16 protein-coding genes are annotated in these 18,892 nt (G+C 63.8%); 5 read left to right on the top strand and 11 right to left on the bottom strand.

The window, feature by feature from the left end:
- Window positions 1–20: 20 nt before the first annotated feature.
- From PMI15_RS08940 to scpA, 6 genes are read right to left on the bottom strand one after another with little or no spacing between them, the layout of a single operon-like run.
- Window positions 21–707: a hypothetical protein gene (locus tag PMI15_RS08940; RefSeq protein ID WP_007866997.1), complete on the bottom strand. Its 687-nt coding sequence runs from the start codon at window positions 705–707 to the stop codon at window positions 21–23.
- A gap of 7 nt (window positions 708–714) precedes the next feature.
- On the bottom strand, window positions 715–2,247 hold the full coding sequence (locus tag PMI15_RS08935) for an acyl-CoA carboxylase subunit beta (RefSeq protein ID WP_007866994.1): 1,533 nt from the start codon (window positions 2,245–2,247) through the stop codon (window positions 715–717).
- Window positions 2,248–2,277: 30 nt separating this feature from the next.
- Window positions 2,278–3,150, bottom strand: a complete 873-nt coding sequence (locus PMI15_RS08930; protein ID WP_157214575.1) for a hypothetical protein — start codon at window positions 3,148–3,150, stop codon at window positions 2,278–2,280.
- Window positions 3,147–4,175, bottom strand: coding sequence for a methylmalonyl Co-A mutase-associated GTPase MeaB (meaB, locus tag PMI15_RS08925; protein WP_007866987.1), 1,029 nt, complete (start codon window positions 4,173–4,175; stop codon window positions 3,147–3,149). Before meaB ends, PMI15_RS08930 begins: the two co-directional genes overlap by 4 nt.
- A complete protein-coding gene (locus PMI15_RS08920) occupies window positions 4,175–4,642 on the bottom strand; it encodes a GNAT family N-acetyltransferase (RefSeq protein WP_036838194.1) in 468 nt (155 codons plus the stop codon). Before PMI15_RS08920 ends, meaB begins: the two co-directional genes overlap by 1 nt.
- Window positions 4,643–4,649: 7 nt before the next feature.
- Entirely contained in the window at window positions 4,650–6,815 is a 2,166-nt protein-coding gene (scpA, locus tag PMI15_RS08915; RefSeq protein ID WP_007866973.1) for a methylmalonyl-CoA mutase, read from the bottom strand.
- Between the two features lie 210 nt (window positions 6,816–7,025).
- Between scpA and PMI15_RS08910 the strand changes: the two genes are divergently transcribed.
- Complete coding sequence (locus tag PMI15_RS08910; protein WP_007866963.1) at window positions 7,026–7,661, top strand: GntR family transcriptional regulator; 636 nt, start codon at window positions 7,026–7,028, stop codon at window positions 7,659–7,661.
- A 17-nt stretch (window positions 7,662–7,678) separates the two neighbouring features.
- On the opposite strand, the gene PMI15_RS08905 is transcribed toward PMI15_RS08910, so the two are convergent.
- From PMI15_RS08905 to dusA, 5 genes are all read right to left on the bottom strand, one after another.
- Entirely contained in the window at window positions 7,679–9,250 is a 1,572-nt protein-coding gene (locus PMI15_RS08905; RefSeq protein ID WP_007866962.1) for a SpoVR family protein, read from the bottom strand.
- Complete coding sequence (locus tag PMI15_RS08900) at window positions 9,247–10,521, bottom strand: YeaH/YhbH family protein (RefSeq protein ID WP_036838160.1); 1,275 nt, start codon at window positions 10,519–10,521, stop codon at window positions 9,247–9,249. Before PMI15_RS08900 ends, PMI15_RS08905 begins: the two co-directional genes overlap by 4 nt.
- 53 nt (window positions 10,522–10,574) lie before the next feature.
- The gene (locus PMI15_RS08895; protein ID WP_007866960.1) at window positions 10,575–12,497 is read right to left on the bottom strand and encodes a PrkA family serine protein kinase; all 1,923 of its coding nucleotides are present in this window, start codon (window positions 12,495–12,497) and stop codon (window positions 10,575–10,577) included.
- Window positions 12,498–12,949: 452 nt separating this feature from the next.
- Entirely contained in the window at window positions 12,950–13,897 is a 948-nt protein-coding gene (locus PMI15_RS08890; RefSeq protein ID WP_007866959.1) for a DMT family transporter, read from the bottom strand.
- A complete protein-coding gene (gene dusA, locus PMI15_RS08885; RefSeq protein WP_007866958.1) occupies window positions 13,890–14,948 on the bottom strand; it encodes a tRNA dihydrouridine(20/20a) synthase DusA in 1,059 nt (352 codons plus the stop codon). The genes PMI15_RS08890 and dusA overlap by 8 nt, the downstream gene beginning before the upstream one ends.
- A gap of 186 nt (window positions 14,949–15,134) precedes the next feature.
- On the opposite strand from dusA, the gene PMI15_RS08880 reads away from it, so the two are divergent.
- The 4 genes from PMI15_RS08880 (at window position 15,135) to PMI15_RS08865 (ending at window position 18,891) form a co-directional block, all read left to right on the top strand.
- Window positions 15,135–16,946, top strand: coding sequence for a M14 family metallopeptidase (locus PMI15_RS08880; RefSeq protein WP_007866957.1), 1,812 nt, complete (start codon window positions 15,135–15,137; stop codon window positions 16,944–16,946).
- A 208-nt stretch (window positions 16,947–17,154) separates the two neighbouring features.
- Window positions 17,155–17,550: a hypothetical protein gene (locus PMI15_RS08875; RefSeq protein ID WP_007866956.1), complete on the top strand. Its 396-nt coding sequence runs from the start codon at window positions 17,155–17,157 to the stop codon at window positions 17,548–17,550.
- Window positions 17,551–17,638: 88 nt separating this feature from the next.
- A complete protein-coding gene (locus tag PMI15_RS08870; RefSeq protein WP_007866955.1) occupies window positions 17,639–18,148 on the top strand; it encodes a cupin domain-containing protein in 510 nt (169 codons plus the stop codon).
- 23 nt (window positions 18,149–18,171) lie between these two features.
- On the top strand, window positions 18,172–18,891 hold the full coding sequence (locus tag PMI15_RS08865) for a glutathione binding-like protein (RefSeq protein WP_007866954.1): 720 nt from the start codon (window positions 18,172–18,174) through the stop codon (window positions 18,889–18,891).
- Window position 18,892: the final 1 nt, after the last annotated feature.

Raw genomic sequence — 18,892 nt, 5'->3', positions numbered from 1 at the left:
CGTTGGCGTCGTTGGCCGCTTCAGCGGTTGATAAACATGGAGTAAGCCGGTGGAGTTTGTGAGCGGTCGACAAATACGTAGGCAGTGCCGTCCGAGCAGAAGTTGGCAACCTCGGCCGAGCCGCCCCCTTCCAGTTCCACCCAGTTGTCGATTTGCAGCAGCATCCTGCCGGGCGGGCTTTGCTGCACCCCATTGGCTGTCCAATAGGGAACGCCCCCGCTCTTGGTACGCCAGGCGCTGGCCCAATTGTGCGGATGTGCAATGTCTTGCGGCAACTCAAAATAGCGGGCGTCGTCGTAGAACGCGTCCTCAAGCTCGGGCGGCGCGCCATCATCGTCGGTGCGCCAGCTCACAACGCCCAGTTCGGACAGCACGGCCGGCGGCCCGTCCCCGGCGTCGGCGGGCGGCTCGGTGGCAAGCTCGCCCAACTGGCTTTGCGGCACCGTAAAAGCGGCGTTGGCGCCGGCATCGAATTCCCAGAAGCTGCAGACGCTGTCCCACTCGCATTTAAAAAGAAACAGCACTTCACCCTGCGCGAGCGGCAGTTCGGGCGCGGCGGCCGGCAGCTGCGCAAGATGGCTCATGGGTCGCCCGCATTCCTTGCAGACAGGCCAAAGGCGCACGGGCAGCCCCCAGGGCAGGCCGCCCAGCTTGGGCACCAGGCCCGGCGCCGCGCCCTCACGGAATCGGGGATAGTGGCTGATCATGGCGCGCTCACAGCGGAATGTTGCCGTGCTTGCGCCACGGGTTTTCGATTTTTTTGTCGCGCAGCATCACCAGCGAGCGGCAGATGCGCTTGCGCGTTTCGTGCGGCAGGATCACGTCGTCGATAAAGCCGCGCGCGCCGGCCACAAAGGGGTTGGCGAAGCGGGCCTTGTATTCGGCTTCCTTGGCGGCCAGCTTGGCCGGGTCTCCCTTGTCTTCGCGAAAGATGATTTCCACCGCGCCCTTGGCGCCCATGACGGCGATCTCGGCGTTGGGCCAGGCGAAATTGACGTCGCCGCGCAAATGTTTGGAGGCCATCACGTCGTAGGCGCCGCCGTAGGCCTTGCGCGTGATCACGGTGATCTTGGGCACGGTGCATTCGGCATACGCGTACAGCAGCTTGGCGCCGTGCTTGATGATGCCGCCGTATTCCTGGCTGGTGCCGGGCATGAAGCCGGGCACGTCGACAAAGGTGATCACCGGGATATTGAAGGCATCGCAGAAGCGCACAAAGCGCGCGGCCTTGATGGAACTCTTGATGTCCAGGCAGCCGGCCAGCACCAGCGGCTGGTTGGCCACGATGCCCACCGTCTGCCCCTCCATGCGGGCGAAGCCGATGATGATGTTTTTCGCGTATTCGGGCTGTATCTCGAAGAAGTCGCCGTCGTCCACCGTCTTGACGATGAGCTCCTTCATGTCGTACGGCTTGTTCGGGTTCTCAGGCACCAGCGTGTCCAGGCTCAGATCCATGCGGCCGGCCGGATCGGCGCTGGGCCGCACCGGGGCTTTTTCGCGGTTGTTCAGCGGCAGGTAGTTGTAGAGGCGGCGCAGCATGAGCAGCGCCTCGACGTCGTTCTCGAAGGCCAGGTCGGCCACGCCGCTGCGTGTGGTGTGAGTGGTGGCGCCGCCCAGTTCCTCGGCCGTGACTTCCTCATGGGTCACGGTCTTGACGACTTCGGGGCCCGTGACAAACATGTAGGAGCTGTCCTTGACCATGAAGATGAAGTCGGTCATGGCCGGCGAATACACCGCGCCACCGGCGCTGGGCCCCATGATCATGCTGATCTGCGGAATCACGCCGCTGGCCATCACGTTGCGCTGGAACACGTCGGCATAACCGCCCAGCGAGGCCACGCCCTCCTGGATGCGGGCACCACCCGAGTCGTTGAGGCCGATGACGGGCGCGCCCACCTTCATGGCCTGGTCCATCACCTTGCAGATTTTTTCGGCATGGGCTTCACTCAAGGCGCCGCCGAACACCGTGAAGTCCTGGCTGAAGACAAACACCAGGCGGCCGTTGATCATGCCGTAGCCGGTGACGACGCCGTCGCCGGGAATCTTGTTGTCCTGCATGCCGAAATCGGTGCAGCGGTGTTCGACAAACATGTCCCACTCTTCAAACGTGCCTTCATCGAGCAGCAACTCCAGCCGTTCGCGCGCCGTGAGCTTGCCTTTACCGTGCTGCGCGTCTATGCGCTTTTGCCCGCCGCCCAGACGGGCAGCGGCGCGTTTCTTTTCGAGTTGTTCAAGGATTTCTTGCATGGTGTGTTCCGCGATTGGACGAAAAAAATTTTACCGGACCGGTTCAAACAAAAGGCGCGCGGCGGCCTGGCTCATGCGGCGCGAGTCGTGTCCCACGCCCGGTACGGTGACGCGCTCCCAGGCCAGGGGCGTTCCCAGCTTCTGCGCCTGCGCCGTGGCCTGCGCAAAGAAGTTGTTGCCGCGCTCCAGGCGATTCGCCCCCTGGGCCGTGGCTTGCCGGGCCTTGGGCAGGTTGGCCGCGTCGGTCTGGATGTCGGCCTCGCCGAGCAGCACGACCAGCTTGCGCGCAAAGACCTGTTTGAGCTTGTCGGGGCTGACGATGCTTTCGTCCAGCGCGTAAGGAAACTTGTCGTCCATCAAGCCCGGATAGAGGGGCATGGTGTAGCTGCCGGCATTGGCCGCCACGGCGACGGAAACGCGCGGTGCCTCGGCCAGCAGCATGAAACGGTGCACAAACTGCCCGCCCGCCGAGTGGCCGAACAGCAGGTAGTCGGATGCCGAAAGCCCCTCCTGCGCACGCACAAAGTCGAACAAATGCTCGACGATCTGGAACGACCATTTGCTGCGGTCGCGCGTCTCGATGCCGCCCATATTGAACAGCCGGGAGGGGAAGCGCCCCTCGTCGAATTCCGGGGCCAGCACGATGAGCTTGTTTTTCTCGGCAAAAGGCATCCAGTTGTCGCGCATGCGCGAGCCTTGGCGTTCCGTGCCGTGGACTACCACCATCACCCGGGCATCGGGGCCGGCGCTGCGCGCCTTGTAGTAATGCACGGTGACGGGCTTGTCCGCGAAAAAGCCTTTGTCGGTGAACACAAAGCTGCCCGGCTCACCCGCCGCCAGGCCGCCGGCCCAGGCCATGCAAGCCTGCAGGAGCAACGCGCAAAGAACGAGTATTTTCTTCATTGATTCCACCCTTTGGCCGCGAGGGCCAGCAAGCTGCGGGCCGCCGTCGATGCCGCAACTTCCCCACGCGCCACCTCGGCAATGAGCCCGGGCAGGCGCTCACGCACCTGCGGGTCCTGGCGAAAGGCCTGCTTGAGGCCGGCGTCTATGCGCTCCCACATCCACGAGAGTGACTGCTGTTGGCGGCGGGCCGCCAATTGGCCGTTGGCGGTCTGCAAGTCCTTGAACCGCGTCACGGCTTTCCAGAAAACGTCCACGCCCTTGTTGTGCAGCGCACTGAGCTGTATCACCTGCGGGTGCCAGTTCTTGTCGAAATTGGCGGCTTGGGTGCTGTCCATTGCATTGTTCACCAGGCCGAACAGGCGCATCGCCGAAGTGATCTGGGCTTCGGCCCGCATGGCCGCATCGGCGTCAATGTCGGCCTTGTTGATGATGACCAGATCGGCCAGCTCCATCACGCCCTTTTTGATCGCCTGCAGGTCGTCACCGGCATTGGGCAGCTGCATCAGCACAAACATGTCGGTCATGTTGGCAACAGCGGTTTCGCTCTGGCCCACGCCTACGGTTTCAACAATCACCACGTCGTAGCCGGCGGCTTCGCAGACCAGCATGGCTTCGCGCGTTTTTTCGGCCACGCCGCCCAGGTTGCCGCTGGAAGGGCTGGGCCGGATGTAGGCACGCTCATGCATCGAGAGCTTTTCCATGCGGGTTTTGTCGCCCAGGATGGAGCCGCCCGAGACGGAGGAAGAAGGGTCGACGGTGAGCACCGCGACGCGATGGCCCTGCGCAATCAGGTGCAGGCCCAGCACTTCGATAAAGGTGGATTTGCCCACACCCGGCACGCCACTGATGCCCAGGCGCAAAGCCTTGCCGGTATAGGGGAGCAAAGCGGTGAGCAGCTCGTCACCCTGGGCGCGGTGGTCGGCACGCGTGGACTCCAGCAGCGTGATGGCCTTGGCGATCGCACGGCGCTTGGCCATCGCATCCGGGCCCCGGATGGCCTGGAGGAAATCAGGCGCGGCCATCACGCCACGCGCTCCACCGCGGGCCATTCGTAGTGCAGGTCCACGCCCTCTTCACCCTGCAGCACAAAACCGTGGCGCAGGTAGAAGCGGTTGGCATCGCTTTCCTTGAGCGCGGTCAGCCTCACGGCCAGGCCGCGTTCGCGCGCCTGGGCCAGCACCTGCCGCAGCACCCACGAGCCTATGCCCTGGCCGCTGGCGCTGCTGCGCAGGTAAAGATGGTCGAGCCGCAGGGCTGCTTCGCCTTCTGGCTTGAGCGTGAAAAAACCCACGCGCCCGCCGTCCAGCAGGATGTGCTGCATATAAGGGGGCACAAAACCCGCCGACAGCCGCTCGCGCGAGCGCGCAAGATCGAAACGGCCGACGCGCTCCAGGCTGGGCCGCATCGCGTCTATGCGCAAGGCCAGCATGTCCTCGAAGTCGCCGGCCATAACCGGCTGCAAGGACAGGCGGGAACTGATGTCCGTCACCACCGGCTCACTTCGCAACAGCGGCGCGGATCTGTTCCAGCACATCCTTGGCGCTGGCCGGAATCGGCGTGCCTGGACCGTAGATGCCTTTCACGCCGGCCTCGTAAAGCATGTCGTAGTCCTGCCGCGGAATCACGCCACCCACAAACACGATGATGTCGTCGGCGCCCTGCTTCTTGAGCTCGGCGATGATGGCCGGCACCAGCGTCTTGTGGCCCGCGGCCAAGGTGGAGACCCCCACCGCGTGCACGTCGTTTTCAATCGCCTGGCGGGCGCACTCCTCGGGCGTCTGGAACAACGGGCCCATGTCCACGTCAAAGCCCAGGTCGGCGAAGGCCGTGGCCACCACCTTGGCGCCGCGGTCGTGGCCGTCCTGGCCCAGCTTGGAGATCATCACGCGCGGGCGACGGCCCTGCTCTTCGGCAAAGGCATTGATTTCGGTCTTGAGGGTTTCCCAGCCTTCGGCAGAGTCATAAGCGGCAGCGTACACACCGGTCACCTTTTGTGTATCGGCGCGGTGGCGCCCGTAGACTTTCTCGAGGGCATCGCTGACCTCGCCCACCGTGGCGCGCAGGCGCACGGCCTTGATGCTGAGGTCCAGCAGGTTGCCGTTGTTATTTTCCGCGGCCGCCGTCAGGGCATCCAGCGCGGCCTGCACCGCCGCATTGTCGCGGCCTGCCTTGATGGCCTTGAGCCGCTTGATCTGGCCCTCGCGCACGGCCACGTTGTCGATGTCGCGCGCCTCGATCGCGTCTTCGCTCTTGAGCTTGTATTTGTTGACGCCGACGATGACGTCCTTGCCGCTGTCGATGCGTGCCTGTTTTTCAGCCGCGGCGGCCTCGATCTTGAGCTTGGCCCAGCCGCTGTCCACGGCCTTGGTCATGCCGCCCATGGCCTCGACTTCCTCGATGATGGCCCAGGCGGCGTCGGCCATGTCCTGGGTCAGCTTTTCCATCATGTAGCTGCCGGCCCAGGGATCTATCACCTGGGGAATGTGGGTTTCTTCCTGGATGATGAGCTGGGTATTGCGGGCGATGCGGGCGCTGAATTCGGTGGGCAGGGCAATCGCCTCGTCAAAGGAATTGGTGTGCAGGCTTTGCGTGCCGCCGAAGACCGCGGCCATGGCTTCTATGGTGGTGCGCACCACGTTGTTGTAGGGGTCCTGCTCGGTCAGGCTCCAGCCCGAGGTCTGGCAGTGCGTGCGCAGCATCAGGCTCTTGGGGCTCTTGGCGTTAAAGCCCTTCATGATGCGGCACCACAGCAGGCGGGCGGCGCGCATCTTGGCGACTTCCAGGTAGAAGTTCATGCCTATGGCCCAGAAGAAGCTCAGGCGCCCGGCGAACTCATCAACATCCAGGCCCTTGCCCAGCGCGGTCTTCACATACTCTTTCCCGTCGGCCAAAGTGAAGGCCAGCTCCAGCGCCTGGTTGGCGCCGGCTTCCTGCATGTGGTAGCCCGAGATCGAGATCGAATTGAACTTGGGCATGTTCTGCGCCGTGTATTCGATGATGTCGCCGATGATGCGTATGCTGGGCTGGGGCGGGAAGATATAGGTGTTGCGGACCATGAACTCCTTGAGGATGTCGTTCTGTATGGTCCCGCTCAATTTGTCCTGGCTCACGCCCTGCTCTTCGGCCGCCACCACATAGCCCGCCAGCACCGGCAGCACCGCGCCGTTCATGGTCATGGAGACGCTGACCTTGTCCAGCGGGATCTGGTCGAACAGGATTTTCATGTCCTCGACCGAATCGATGGCCACGCCGGCCTTGCCCACGTCGCCGGTCACGCGCGGATGGTCGCTGTCGTAGCCGCGGTGCGTGGCCAGGTCGAAGGCCACCGAGACACCCTGCCCGCCGGCGGCCAGCGCCTTGCGGTAGAAAGCATTGGATTCCTCGGCGGTGGAAAAGCCCGCGTACTGGCGAATCGTCCATGGCCGCACCGCATACATGGTGGCCTGCGGGCCGCGAATGAAGGGCTCAAAACCCGGCAGCGTGTTGGTATGGGGAAGGTCTTTGACGTCCTCGGCCGTGTACAGCGGCTTGACGCTGATGCCATCCGGCGTTTGCCAGTTGAGCGCGCCCAGATCGCCGCCGGGCGCCGACTTGGCGGCTGCCTTGGCCCAGGCCTCAAGGCTGGCAGCGGGAAATTCAGGTTCGGAATGGGGCTTGGACATGGGATGTTGTTACCGTACAGGGCTTCAGGCCGAGGCCGCGATGCAAGCAGCATAGGCTCAAGCCGAGGTGAATACATGAATCGGAGGCAAGTTTACATCATTTATAATTATTGATGCAAAATTCAGTTTCAGGTAAGATGCAGTTGTTGGCGCTGACAGGAAGCAGCGCCGCCTGAAGCCTCTTGCCTCTCCAAAAAACACCTTATGTCCATGGCCGCCGTGTCCCTGACTCCCCGAGCGCTTTATGAAGAAGTCGCCGAGCTTTTGCGCCAGCGCATCTTCAGCCGCGAGCTGGCGCCGGGCAGCTGGATAGACGAGCTCAAGCTGGCCGAGGAATACGGCATCAGCCGCACGCCGCTGCGCGAGGCCCTCAAGGTGCTGGCCACCGAGGGCCTGGTCACCATGAAGGTGCGGCGCGGCGCTTATGTGACGGAAGTCTCCGAACGCGACCTGACCGACGTCTACCACCTGCTGGCCCTGCTCGAGAGCGACGCAGCCGGCGTGGTGGCCACCCAGGCGACGCCGTCGCAGCTCAAGGAGCTGCAAGGCCTGCACGAGGAGCTTGAAAAAGCCGCCGGCAACCGCGAGCGCTTTTTCGAGATCAACGAGGCCTTTCACATGCGGCTGCTGGAAATCGCCAACAACCGCTGGCGCGACCAGATGGTGGCCGACCTGCGCAAGGTGATGAAGCTCAACCGCCACAACTCGCTGCTCAAGAGCGGCCGCATCGAGGAATCCCTGGCCGAGCACCGCGCCATCATGCAGGCGTTGGCCGCGCACGACGCCGAGGCCACCGCGCAGCGCATGCGCGAACATTTCAGGAACGGGCTGGAAGCGGCGGGCTGACAGGCCCAAGGCTGGGGTCAGGGGTGCGGCTGCGCCTCCCAGTGCTGCACCACCTTGCCGTGTTTGTCCACGCTTTCGAGCAGCACGCGGAAACCCCACAGGCGCGCGACATGCTTGATGACTTCCTGCACATCGTCGGTGAGGGTCCTGTCGTTGTGGCGGCTGTGGCGCAGCGTTAGTGAGCGGTTCCCGCGCACGTCAACGTCCCAGACCTGGATGTTGGGTTCACGGTAGTTCAGGTCATGCTGGCGCGACAGCGCCTCGCGCACATGCCGGTAACCATCGGCGTCATGGATGGCCGCCACCTCCAGCTCAGGCTGGCCGGCGTCGTCCACCACGGAAAAAAGGCGGAACTCGCGTATCAAATGGGGCGACAGGTACTGCCCGATGAAACTCTCATCGCGGAAATGCCGCATCGCGTAATCCAGCGTCTCCCGCCAGTCCGAGCCCGCGACGTCCGGCAGCCATTGCCGGTCTTCATCCGTGGGGGACTGGCAAATACGCTTGAGGTCGGTGAACATGGCAAAACCCAGCGCATAGGGGTTGACGCCGCTATAGGCCGGGTGCGTCACCGGCGGCTGGTAAATGACGTTGGTGTGTGATCGCAAGCATTCGATCATGAAACCGTCGGTCAGCAAGCCCTCTTCGTACATGGTATTGAGCAGCGTGTAATGCCAGAACGTGGCCCAGCCTTCGTTCATGATCTGGGTCTGGCGCTGCGGGTAAAAATACTGGCCGATCTTGCGCACGATGCGGATCACCTCACGTTGCCAGGGCTCCAGCAGCGGCGCGTTTTTTTCGATGAAATACAGGATGTTTTCCTGCGGCTCCGGCGGGAAACGGCGATTGGGCTTTTCGGCCGGCTTGTCGGCTGATCTGGGCACCGTGCGCCAGAGGTCGTTGAGCTGCTGCTGCAAATAGGCCTCGCGGTCCTTGCGCCTGACCTCTTCCTCCGCCAGCGACAGCTTCTGCGAGCGCTGGTAGCGGTCCACGCCATGGCTCATCAGCGCATGGCAGGAGTCCAGCAGCTGCTCGACGGGCTCCCAGCCGTGGCGCTCTTCGCATTCGGTGATGTAGGCCCGCGCGTACACCAGGTAGTCGATGATGGCGGCGGCATCGGTCCACATCTGGAACAGGTAGTTGCCCTTGAAGAAGGAATTGTGGCCGTAGCAGGCATGGGCCATCACCAGCGCCTGCATGGGCATGGTGTTTTCTTCCATCAGGTAGGCGATGCAGGGATTGGAATTGATCACGACTTCGTAAGCCAGCCCCATCTGGCCGCGGCGGTAATTTTTTTCCGTCGAGATGAACTGCTTGCCGAAAGACCAGTGCCGGTAGTTGACGGGCATGCCCACCGACGCATAGGCATCAATCATCTGCTCGGCGGTGATGACTTCGAGCTGCACCGGGTAAGTATCCAGGCCGAAGGACTTCGCCGTCCGCGCAATCTCGCCGTGGTAGAGCTCGATCAACTCGAAGGACCAGTCGGACGGGCTGGGCAGGCAGGCGCGCCGGCGCCCTGCGCCGGATAAACCGGACAAGCCGGGAGTCGCGACTTCGGCAGGCTTTTTCGCGCTGGTCTTTGTCATGGCTTGACGCCTTTTTTGAACAGTTCCCTGAACACCGGAAAGATCTCGTCGGCGGCGCCGACCTTGCGCATCGCGAAGTTCCGGTTCTCCTCCTGCACCTGGGTGTACTCCTCCCAGAGGTTCTGGTCTTCTTCACCGACCTGGACATAGGCGAAATACCGCGACACCGGCAGCAGCTTGCCGACCAGCAGCTCGCGGCAGCGGGCCGAATCCTGGTGCCAGTTGTCGCCGTCCGAGGCCTGGGCGCCATAGATGTTCCAGTCGCCGGGCGGGTAGCGCTCCTGGATGATCTGGTGCATCAGGGCCAGGGCGCTGGACACCACGGTACCGCCGGTCTCGGTCGACTGGAAGAACTCCTCTTCGGACACCTCGGTCGCCTGCGTGTGGTGGCGAATGAAAACGACGTCGGTCCTCTCATAGTGCTTTTTGAGGAACAGGTACAGCAGGATAAAAAACCGTTTGGCGATGTCCTTGCGTGTTTCATCCATGGAACCCGAGACGTCCATCAGGCAGAACATGACCGCCTTGGCGCTGGGCTGCGGCACCCTGACCCGGTTGCGGTAACGCAGGTCGAAGGGATCAAAAAAAGGGATGGTCTTGAGCCGCCGGCGAAGCGCGTCGATCTGCGTTTTCAGGGCCAGAATCTCACCCGGCAAGCCGGGCGCCCCGCGCTCGGCCAGCGCCAGCTGCGCTTCCAGTTCATGCAACTGCCGCCGGGTTTCCCCGCCTATGGCGATACGCCGGCTCAACGCAACCCGCAGCGAACGCACGATGTGCAGGTTGGTCGGCGTTCCGTCCGAGATGAAACCGGCGCGGCGCGACTTCCATTCCGGCGCATCGGGCAGGAGCTGGGTGCGAATCAGGTCGGGCAGCGCAAGGTCGTCAAAGAAATACTGCATGAACTCTTCGCGCGTGATGCGAAAGACAAAGTCGTCTTCGCCCACACCATCGGGGCTGGCCTCGCCGCCCGAGCCGCCGCCGCGGCCGCCCTGCGGCTTTGCGATGCGGTCGCCGCGCACGTACTCGCGGTTGCCGGGATGCACGCTCTCGCGCGTGCCGCCGGTGTGTTCGAACACCGGTTGGTAAACGTCGCGCCGCGGCAGGGTGACGTCTTCGCCCTGTTCGATGTCGTGGATGCTGCGGCCGGCGACGGCGCGGCGCACGGTATCGCGTATCTGCTCGCGAAAGCGCCGCAGGAAACGCTCGCGGTTGCCTATGGACTTGTTCTTGCCCGACAACCGCCTGTCAATGACTTGCTGGAGCACGGTGATCTCCGGTCAGATACACATGACACATGGCGCGTCCGCCGCGGCGCGCCATGGACTCAGGAACTCTTGCGCACCCGCAGGTACCAGTCGCACAGCAGGCGGACCTGGCGTGTGGTGTATCCCTTGGCGACCATGCGGTTGACGAAGTCCTCGTGCTTTTGCTGCTCGTCCGCGCTGGCCTTGGCATTGAAGGAAATCACCGGCAGCAGATCCTCGGTATTCGAGAACATCTTTTTCTCGATCACGGTCCGCAGCTTTTCATAGCTGGTCCACAAGGGATTCTTGCCGGCGTTGTTGGCGCGCGCGCGCAGCACAAAATTGACAATCTCGTTGCGGAAGTCTTTCGGGTTGCTGATGCCGGCCGGCTTTTCGATTTTTTCGAGCTCGGCGTTGAGTGCCGAGCGGTCGAAAATTTCCCCGGTGTCGGTGTCGCGGTATTCCTGGTCCTGGATCCAGAAGTCGGCGTAGGTCACGTAGCGGTCGAAAATATTCTGGCCGTATTCCGAATAGGACTCCAGGTAGGCCGTCTGGATTTCCTTGCCGATGAACTCGGCATAACGCATGGCCAGGATTTCCTTGATGTAGGCCAGGTACTTCTGCTCGGTCTCCGGCGGGAACTGCTCGCGCTCTATCTGCTGCTCCAGCACATACATCAGGTGCACCGGGTTGGCCGCGATTTCGGTGGAGTCGAAGTTGAACACCTTGGAGAGAATCTTGAAGGCAAATCGCGTCGAGATGCCGTTCATGCCCTCGTCGACACCCGCATAGTCGCGGTATTCCTGGTAGCTCTTGGCTTTCGGGTCGGTGTCCTTGAGGTTTTCGCCGTCGTACACCTGCAGCTTGCTGAAGATGCTGGAACTCTCGGGCTCCTTCAGGCGCGTCAGCACGGCAAACTGCGCCATCATCTTCAAGGTGCCGGGGGCACAGATGGCCTCGCGCAGCGAGGAGTTGTGGATCAGCTTTTCATAAATCCGGATTTCCTCCGATACGCGCAGGCAGTACGGAATCTTGACAATGTAGATCCGGTCCAGGAAGGCCTCGTTGTTCCGGTTGTTCTTGAAGGCTTTCCACTCGCTTTCGTTGGAGTGCGCCATCACGATGCCGTCGAAGGGAATGGCGCCGAAGCCTTCCGTGCCCTTGAAGTTGCCCTCCTGGGTGGCGGTCAGCAAGGGGTGCAGCACCTTGATGGGCGCCTTGAACATCTCGACAAACTCCAGCAAACCCTGGTTGGCCAGGCATAGGCCGCCGGAATAGCTGTAGGCGTCGGGATCGTCCTGGGCATAGGTTTCCAGCTTGCGGATGTCGATCTTGCCGACCAGCGAGGAAATGTCCTGATTGTTCTCGTCGCCGGGCTCGGTCTTGGAAATGGCGCATTGCTTCAGGATGGAAGGAAAGCGCTTGACCACGCGAAAGCGCCGGATGTCGCCGCCGTACTCCTCAAGGCGCTTGACCGCCCACGGCGACATCACCCGCTGCAGGTAGCGCGGCGCGATGCCGTACTGCGCTTCGAGCAACGGAGCGTCCTCTGTGTTGTTGAACAGGCTGAGCGGCGACTCATTGACCGGCGAGCCTTTCAGCGCATAAAAAGGCACCTGCTCCATCAGCTGTTTGAGCCGCTCGGCGATCGACGACTTGCCGCCGCCCACGGGGCCCAGCAGATACAGGATTTGTTTTTTCTCTTCCAGGCCCTGCGCGGCGTGGCGGAAGTAGGAGACCACCTGCTCGATGGGGTCCTCCAGGCCGTAGAAGTCCTTGAATGCCGGGTAGATCTTGATGACCTTGTTGCCGAACACGCGCGACAGGCGCTGGTCATGCCGGGTGTCCAGCAGCTCCGGCTCGCCGATGGCGGCGAGCATGCGCTCGGCCGCGGTGGCATAGACGAGAGGACTGCGCTTGCAGGCATCGAGGTAGTCCTCGATGGACAGTTCCTCTTCTCGCGTCTGTTCATAACGCGTCAGAAAATTACGGACCACATCCATAAATCCTCCTTTGCGCGCGGGTACCGAAGAACCCCGACTCGAGATGGAAATCTGCTCCAGATTCCGCGCTATGCATCGAACTTTTGTCTCACACCAGGTGACTGATAGATCGCGACTTCAATGGAAAGTTCCAACGACCTATCGACTCCATTATTTTCCAAATGCGCGAATAGGTACAGCGTATTTTTTAACGAATGCGAATGATGTGTGTGCGTCTGTGCACAGGCCGGCAGTGGCTCACCCGAGTCATGCCGGCCGTTGAGCTTGCTATATTTTCAATAGCTGATTGCGCAGGCGATCAGGGAGCTCCGGGAGGTTTTCTTGAAGAGTGCGATTCGCTGGCTGCGATCGATTTCAAGGCCGGCCGCATTCAAAAGACAAAACTCATGCACACGCGTTGCACGAACCAACAGCAGGACACAAGCTGAAGCCGCCAACGCGTGTCAGGAATTTCAGGTTCCTTCTGTCAGTATGGGCCTTGAATGTTTTTTCGTCAGCCCCTTGCCGGCGCCCGTTACAAAAAATACGCCAGGCAATATCAATGCGGCACCCACCGCGTGGTGCCAGCCCAACGGTTCGCCCAGGACACCCCAGGCGGCCAGTCCCGCATACAGAGGCCCGAGATAAAGCGACACCGCCACGCGACTGGCGCCCAGGATTTTTTGCGCCCAGCCGTAAATCCAGTAGGCGCCCAGCCCCGGCACAATCGCGGCCACCACAATCAGAAGCAGGCCATAGCCGCTCAGCGGCAAAGCCTCCGGCCGTGACATTTCCCACACCGTCAGGGGAAGCAGCACCAGGGTGCCGCCTATGCAGATGGCGGCCAGGCGGGCCGTGGCGCCCAGCGGGCTGGGCCACTGCTTCTGCAGCAAGGCATAGCCCGCCCAGGACACCGTGGCAGCCACGATCCACAGGTCTCCGGCCGAGAACTGCACGCCGGCCAGCGCAGTCCACTGGCCCTTGACCACCACATGCACCACCCCGGCGATGGCCAGCAGCACGCCCAGGCCCTGGCGCAGGCTCAGGCGCTCGCCCAGCCAGACCACCGCGCCCAGGCCTATCAGCACCGGTGAGGCCGAATAAATCAGTGCGATGTTCATCGCGCCCGTGGAGCGCGCCCCCTGGTAGACCCAGGCGCCGCAAATCACCATGCCCAGGGTGCCCAATACCAGATACTGCCACCATACCTTGGCGATGTGCTCCCGCTGGCGCCACAACTCCGACCGGGTCAGCATCAGCAGCAACAAGGCCGCCAGGCCCCAGCGGCCAAAGGCCAGCAGATAGGGACCGATCACGCCCGGCGCCTTGCGCGCCACGATGTAGTTGACCGTCCAGAGCGCCGGCACCAGCCAAAGCAGGGCCAGCGCCCGGCGCGCCTGTTTTTGCGCGGAATCATGCATGGGCCATGGCCGTGGCATCGGCGAGCGCCGATGGCGACGAAGCCGGCATTTCATGCGCCAGCGCCATCACGGCATGCGGCGGCATGTCACGCAGGCGATGGTCGCTCCAGACCTGGCGCCAGCGCCGCGCACCGGGCAGGCCGTTGCGCAGGCCCAGCATGTGGCGCGCGATGGCGCTCCTGGGCGTTCCGTGCTCGGCGGCCTCGCGCACCATGTAGTCGCACATCTGCGACTCCACGGCCTCGCGGCTCAGCGGGGATTCGGCGGCGCCGAAGAAGGCGCTGTCCCAGGAGGCAAGCCACCAGGGGTTGTGGTAGGCCTCGCGGCCTATCATCACACCGTCAAGCGCGGCCAGGTGCCCGGCCACCTCTTCCTGCGTGTTGATGCCGCCGTTGATGCAAATCCCCAGGTGCGGGAATTCCCGCTTGAGGCGGTGCACGAGTTCATAGCGCAGCGGCGGGACCTCGCGGTTTTCCTTGGGCGAGAGGCCTTTGAGCCAGGCGTTGCGGGCGTGCACGATAAAGACCTTGCAGCCGGCTTCGCTGACCGTGCCCACGAAGTCGCGTACAAATTCATAGCTCTCGCCCTTGTCGATGCCGATGCGGTGCTTCACCGTGACCGGCACGGCTACCACGTCGACCATGGCTTTCACGCAATCGGCCACCAGCTGCGGCTCGGCCATCAGGCAGGCGCCGAAGGCGCCGCGCTGCACGCGCTCGCTGGGGCAGCCGCAGTTGAGGTTGATTTCGTCATAACCCCATTGCTCGCCCAGCCGGGCGCATTGGGCCAGGTCGGCCGGCTCGCTGCCGCCCAGTTGCAGGGCCACGGGATGCTCTTCGGCGTTGAAGCGCAGGTGGCGCTCCACGTCGCCGTGGATCAGCGCGCCCGTGGTCACCATCTCGGTATAGAGCAAGGCATGGCGCGACAGCAGCCGGTGAAAATGGCGGCAATGCCTGTCGGTCCAGTCCATCATGGGGGCCACGCTCAGGCGCCATGGATGGCCGGCGCCCGGAGGGTGCGAGAAAGAGGTGGTGGAAACCGCAAGAGGCATGACAGCATTTTCCCAGAAAGGCCGCTGCCCGCGGCGGCAAGGGTTTTGCCGCGAAGCCGGCGCCGCCGTTACATGTCCGAACACCCGCGATTTTCGTCAAACTGCCATGCGGCCGGGGCGGCAAGCCGGGTAATATGAGCGCTCCATTCTTTGTAGCACCAGGCCACGCTTGAGACGCAAAAATCCATGACGACCACCATGCCGCGAATCCAGACAACGCAACGCCCCGCCCCCTCCGTTCATCGCCTGCGCCCGCTGGCCTTGTTGGCGCCGCTGGCCTTGCTGGCCGCCTGCACCTCCGTCCCGCTGCCGCCATGGACACCGCCTTCGGCGCAGCCAGCCGCGGTCGCTCCGGTACCCGCCGCGCCGCGCCCTGCCCCACCGGCCGCCGTGCAGGTAACGCCCGTCGCCTCGGCCGCGCTACCCTCCTCGCCTGCCGCCCAGGCCGAGGCGCCCGCGCCTTACAGCGCCGCCGTTGCCGCCCGCTTCCCGGCGCCTTCAGTGACCTACAACACGCCCGGCCTGCAGGCAGGCCGCAGCAGCTTCACCACCCAGGCCGAAATCCAGGCTTGGCTGCGCGAACAGGCGGCCGCCGCCACGCGCACGCCGGGCATACGGGCCAGCGTGCTGCCGATAGGCCGCTCGCAGCGCGGCGAACCGCTGGAGGCGCTGGTGCTGACGCGCGCGGGCGGCACGGACCCGGCCCTCATGCAGGCCGCAGGCAAGCCCACGGTGCTGCTGGTCGGCCAGCAGCATGGCGACGAGCCGGCCGGCAGCGAGGCGCTGCTGGTGATCGCACGCGAACTCGCGCAGGGCTTGCTGCAGCCGGCGCTGGAGCGCATCAATGTGGTCATCGTTCCGCGCGGCAATCCCGACGGCGCAGCCATCGACCAGCGCGCCACCAGCGGCGGGCTGGACATGAACCGCGACCACCTGCTGCTGAACACGCCCGAAGCCCAGGCGCTGGCCCGGCTGGCCCGCGACTACAACCCGACCGTGGTGGTCGATGCCCATGAATACACGGTGGTGGGCCGCTACCTGCAGAAATTCGGCACGGTGCAGAAGTTCGACGCGCTGTTCCAGTACGCCACCACCGCCAACCTGCCCGAGTTTTTGACCAAGGCCGCCGAGGAGTGGTACCGCCGCCCGATGCTGGCCGCGCTCAAGAGCCAGAACCTCAGCAGCGAGTGGTACTACACCACCTCCAGCGACCTGGCCGACAAAAAAATCTCCATGGGCGGCACCCAGCCCGACACCGGCCGCAACGTGAGCGGGCTGAAAAACGCCATCAGCCTGCTGATCGAGACGCGCGGCGTCGGCATAGGGCGGCTGCACATCCAGCGGCGCGTGCACACCCAGGTCACGGCCATCACCAGCGTGCTGGCCAGCACCGCCCAGCGCGCGGGCGAGTTGCAGCAGCTGCGCCCCTACCTCGACAAGGAAGTCAGCGCCCAGGCCTGCAAGGAGCAGGCCATCGTCGAAGCCGCCCCCACCGCCGCCCAGTACGAACTGCTGATGCTGGACCCGGTCACCGGCGCCGACAAGGCCGTCAGCGTGGACTGGGATTCCGCGCTGGCGCTGCGCACCCTGAAGGCCAGAGCCCGCCCCTGCGGCTACTGGCTGTCAGCCGCGTCCACCGTGGCCGTCGACAGATTGCGCCTGCACGGCGTGCAGGTCATGCGCGTTGCCGAGCAGGGCTCCATGCTGGGCGACAGCTACCGCGAAATCGCCAGCACCTCGGGCGAACGCCAGGATGTGCGCGGGGCCATCGCCGACGGCAATGCCATCATCAAGGTTCAGGTCAGCCTGGCGCGCGGCGTGGTCGACGTGGCGCGCGGCAGCTACTACGTGCCGCTCAACCAGCCCATGGCCAACCTCGTGATGGCAGCGCTGGAGCCCGACACCCAGAGCAGCTTTTTCGCCAACCAGATCGTGCAGGGGCTGCAAAGCACGGTCCGTGTCATGGCCGAACCCAGCGTCAAGCTTGAAGACCTTTAGCCCCCACGCTTTTCACTTCGTGTAATGGGGCGCTGCGCCTGCGGCCCGGCAAAGCCGGTTCCGCGGCCCCTGCTGGCATAAGAGATGAGCCTCGGGCCTGACTTGACGTCTGCGTCTGACAGGAAGAGGATGTCATGGCTGACCGGAAATACCCAGTTTCCGCGCCTTAATGATTCGTTGATGCAACGCAAGCATGAAAGGATTCGCCATGAAGCACTTTGAGCTGACCAAAAAAATGCTCAGTATGGGCGGTGTGTTTTACCCCACCGGATACGCCTTCATCATGTTCCCGGACGCCGAGGATGCCAAGCATGTCGCGCATGAGCTGGAAGTGGGCAGCGACGGCGTCATGCTGCTGACGCCGGAAGACATCATCGCCGACATCAGCCGAGCCGACGGCCATTCGGACGTGCGCCTGCCGCGCGTCGGCACCGAAGGGGCCACCGTCCACAAATACGTGGACCTGGCCCGCGAAGGCCACCATGCGCTGATGATTCCCGTGCCCAACAAGGACGCCACGGAGCGCATCATGGAGGTGGTGCGCAAGGTGCCTTTCTCCTACGCACAGAAGTACCACAGCCTGGCCATCGAAGACCTGGAATAAGGTCCTGGGGCAGCCCCTGCCCCGCAGAGGCCAAGGGGCAATCCTTCTCGGTTGGAAGCCGGCCCGGCTTTGAGGCAAACTGCGCCTCATGCCATCCACACCGACGCCGCGCACCCGGCAACTGATTGAACAGCTGCAACTGCAGCCCCACCCGGAAGGCGGCTGGTACCGCGAGGTGTTTCGCTCCGCGGGCCAGGTCATGCCGCAGGACGGCAGGCCCGCGCGCAGCGCCCTGACCTCCATTTACTTTTTGCTCGAAGCGGCGCAGCACTCGCGCTGGCACTGCGTGCTGTCCGACGAGGTGTGGGTACACCTGGAAGGCGCAGCGCTGGACCTCTGGACCTGGGACGCGGCGGACGGCCGCCTGCACAGCGAGGTCCTGGGCCCCGTGAGCACCGTCACCCTGCCCCAGCATGTCGTGGCGGCCGGCCTCTGGCAGGCCGCCAGGCCTAAGCCGGGCGATGCCGCGGGCTTCACGCTGGTGGCCTGCATGGTCGGGCCGGGCTTTGATTTTTCGGACTTCAGCATGATGTCGCCGGGCGGCAGCGAAGCGCGGCGTCTCGCCGCCGACCACCCGCAGCTGGCGCCCCTGATCTGACGCACTTCACTTTGAGGATTCCCATGATTGACCTGCATTACTGGCCCACGCCCAACGGATGGAAGATTTCCATCATGCTGGAGGAATGCGGCCTGCCCTACCGCCTGCACCCCGTCAACATCGGCAAGGGCGAGCAGTTCGCGCCGGACTTCCTGGCCATCAGCCCCAACAACCGCATGCCGGCCATCGTCGACCATGCGCCCGCCGGCGGCGGCGCGCCCGTGGCGGTATTTGAAAGCGGCGCCATCCTGCTTTACCTGGCCGAAAAAAGCGGCCGCTTTTTGCCCACGGGCCTGCGCGAGCGCTATCAGGCCCTGCAGTGGCTGATGTGGCAGATGGGCGGGCTGGGCCCCATGGCCGGGCAAAACGGCCACTTTCTTTTGTATGCGCCCGAAAAGATTCCCTACGCCATAGACCGCTACGGCAAGGAAGTGGACCGCCTCTACGGTGTGCTCGACGCGCAGTTGGCGCGCACGGGCGCGTTTGTGGCCGGCGCCGACTATTCCATTGCCGACATGGCCATCTTCCCCTGGGTGCGCACCCACAAGGCGCAACAGGTGGAACTGCAAAAGTTTCCGCATGTGCAGCGCTGGTACGACGCCCTGTTCGAGAGGCTGGCCGTCAAACGCGGGTTGGACCTGGGCAAGGAACTGCGCGCGCCGGCCCTGACCGAAGAGGCGCGCAAAGCCCTGTTCGGCCAGACCGCGCAAAGCGTGCGCGAGGGCGCGCACAAGATGTCCTGAC

The sequence above is a fragment of the Polaromonas sp. CF318 genome (genome assembly GCF_000282655.1).
In the GTDB taxonomy this organism is placed as follows: domain Bacteria; phylum Pseudomonadota; class Gammaproteobacteria; order Burkholderiales; family Burkholderiaceae_C; genus Polaromonas.
This window is presented reverse-complemented; position numbering and strand designations above follow the sequence as displayed.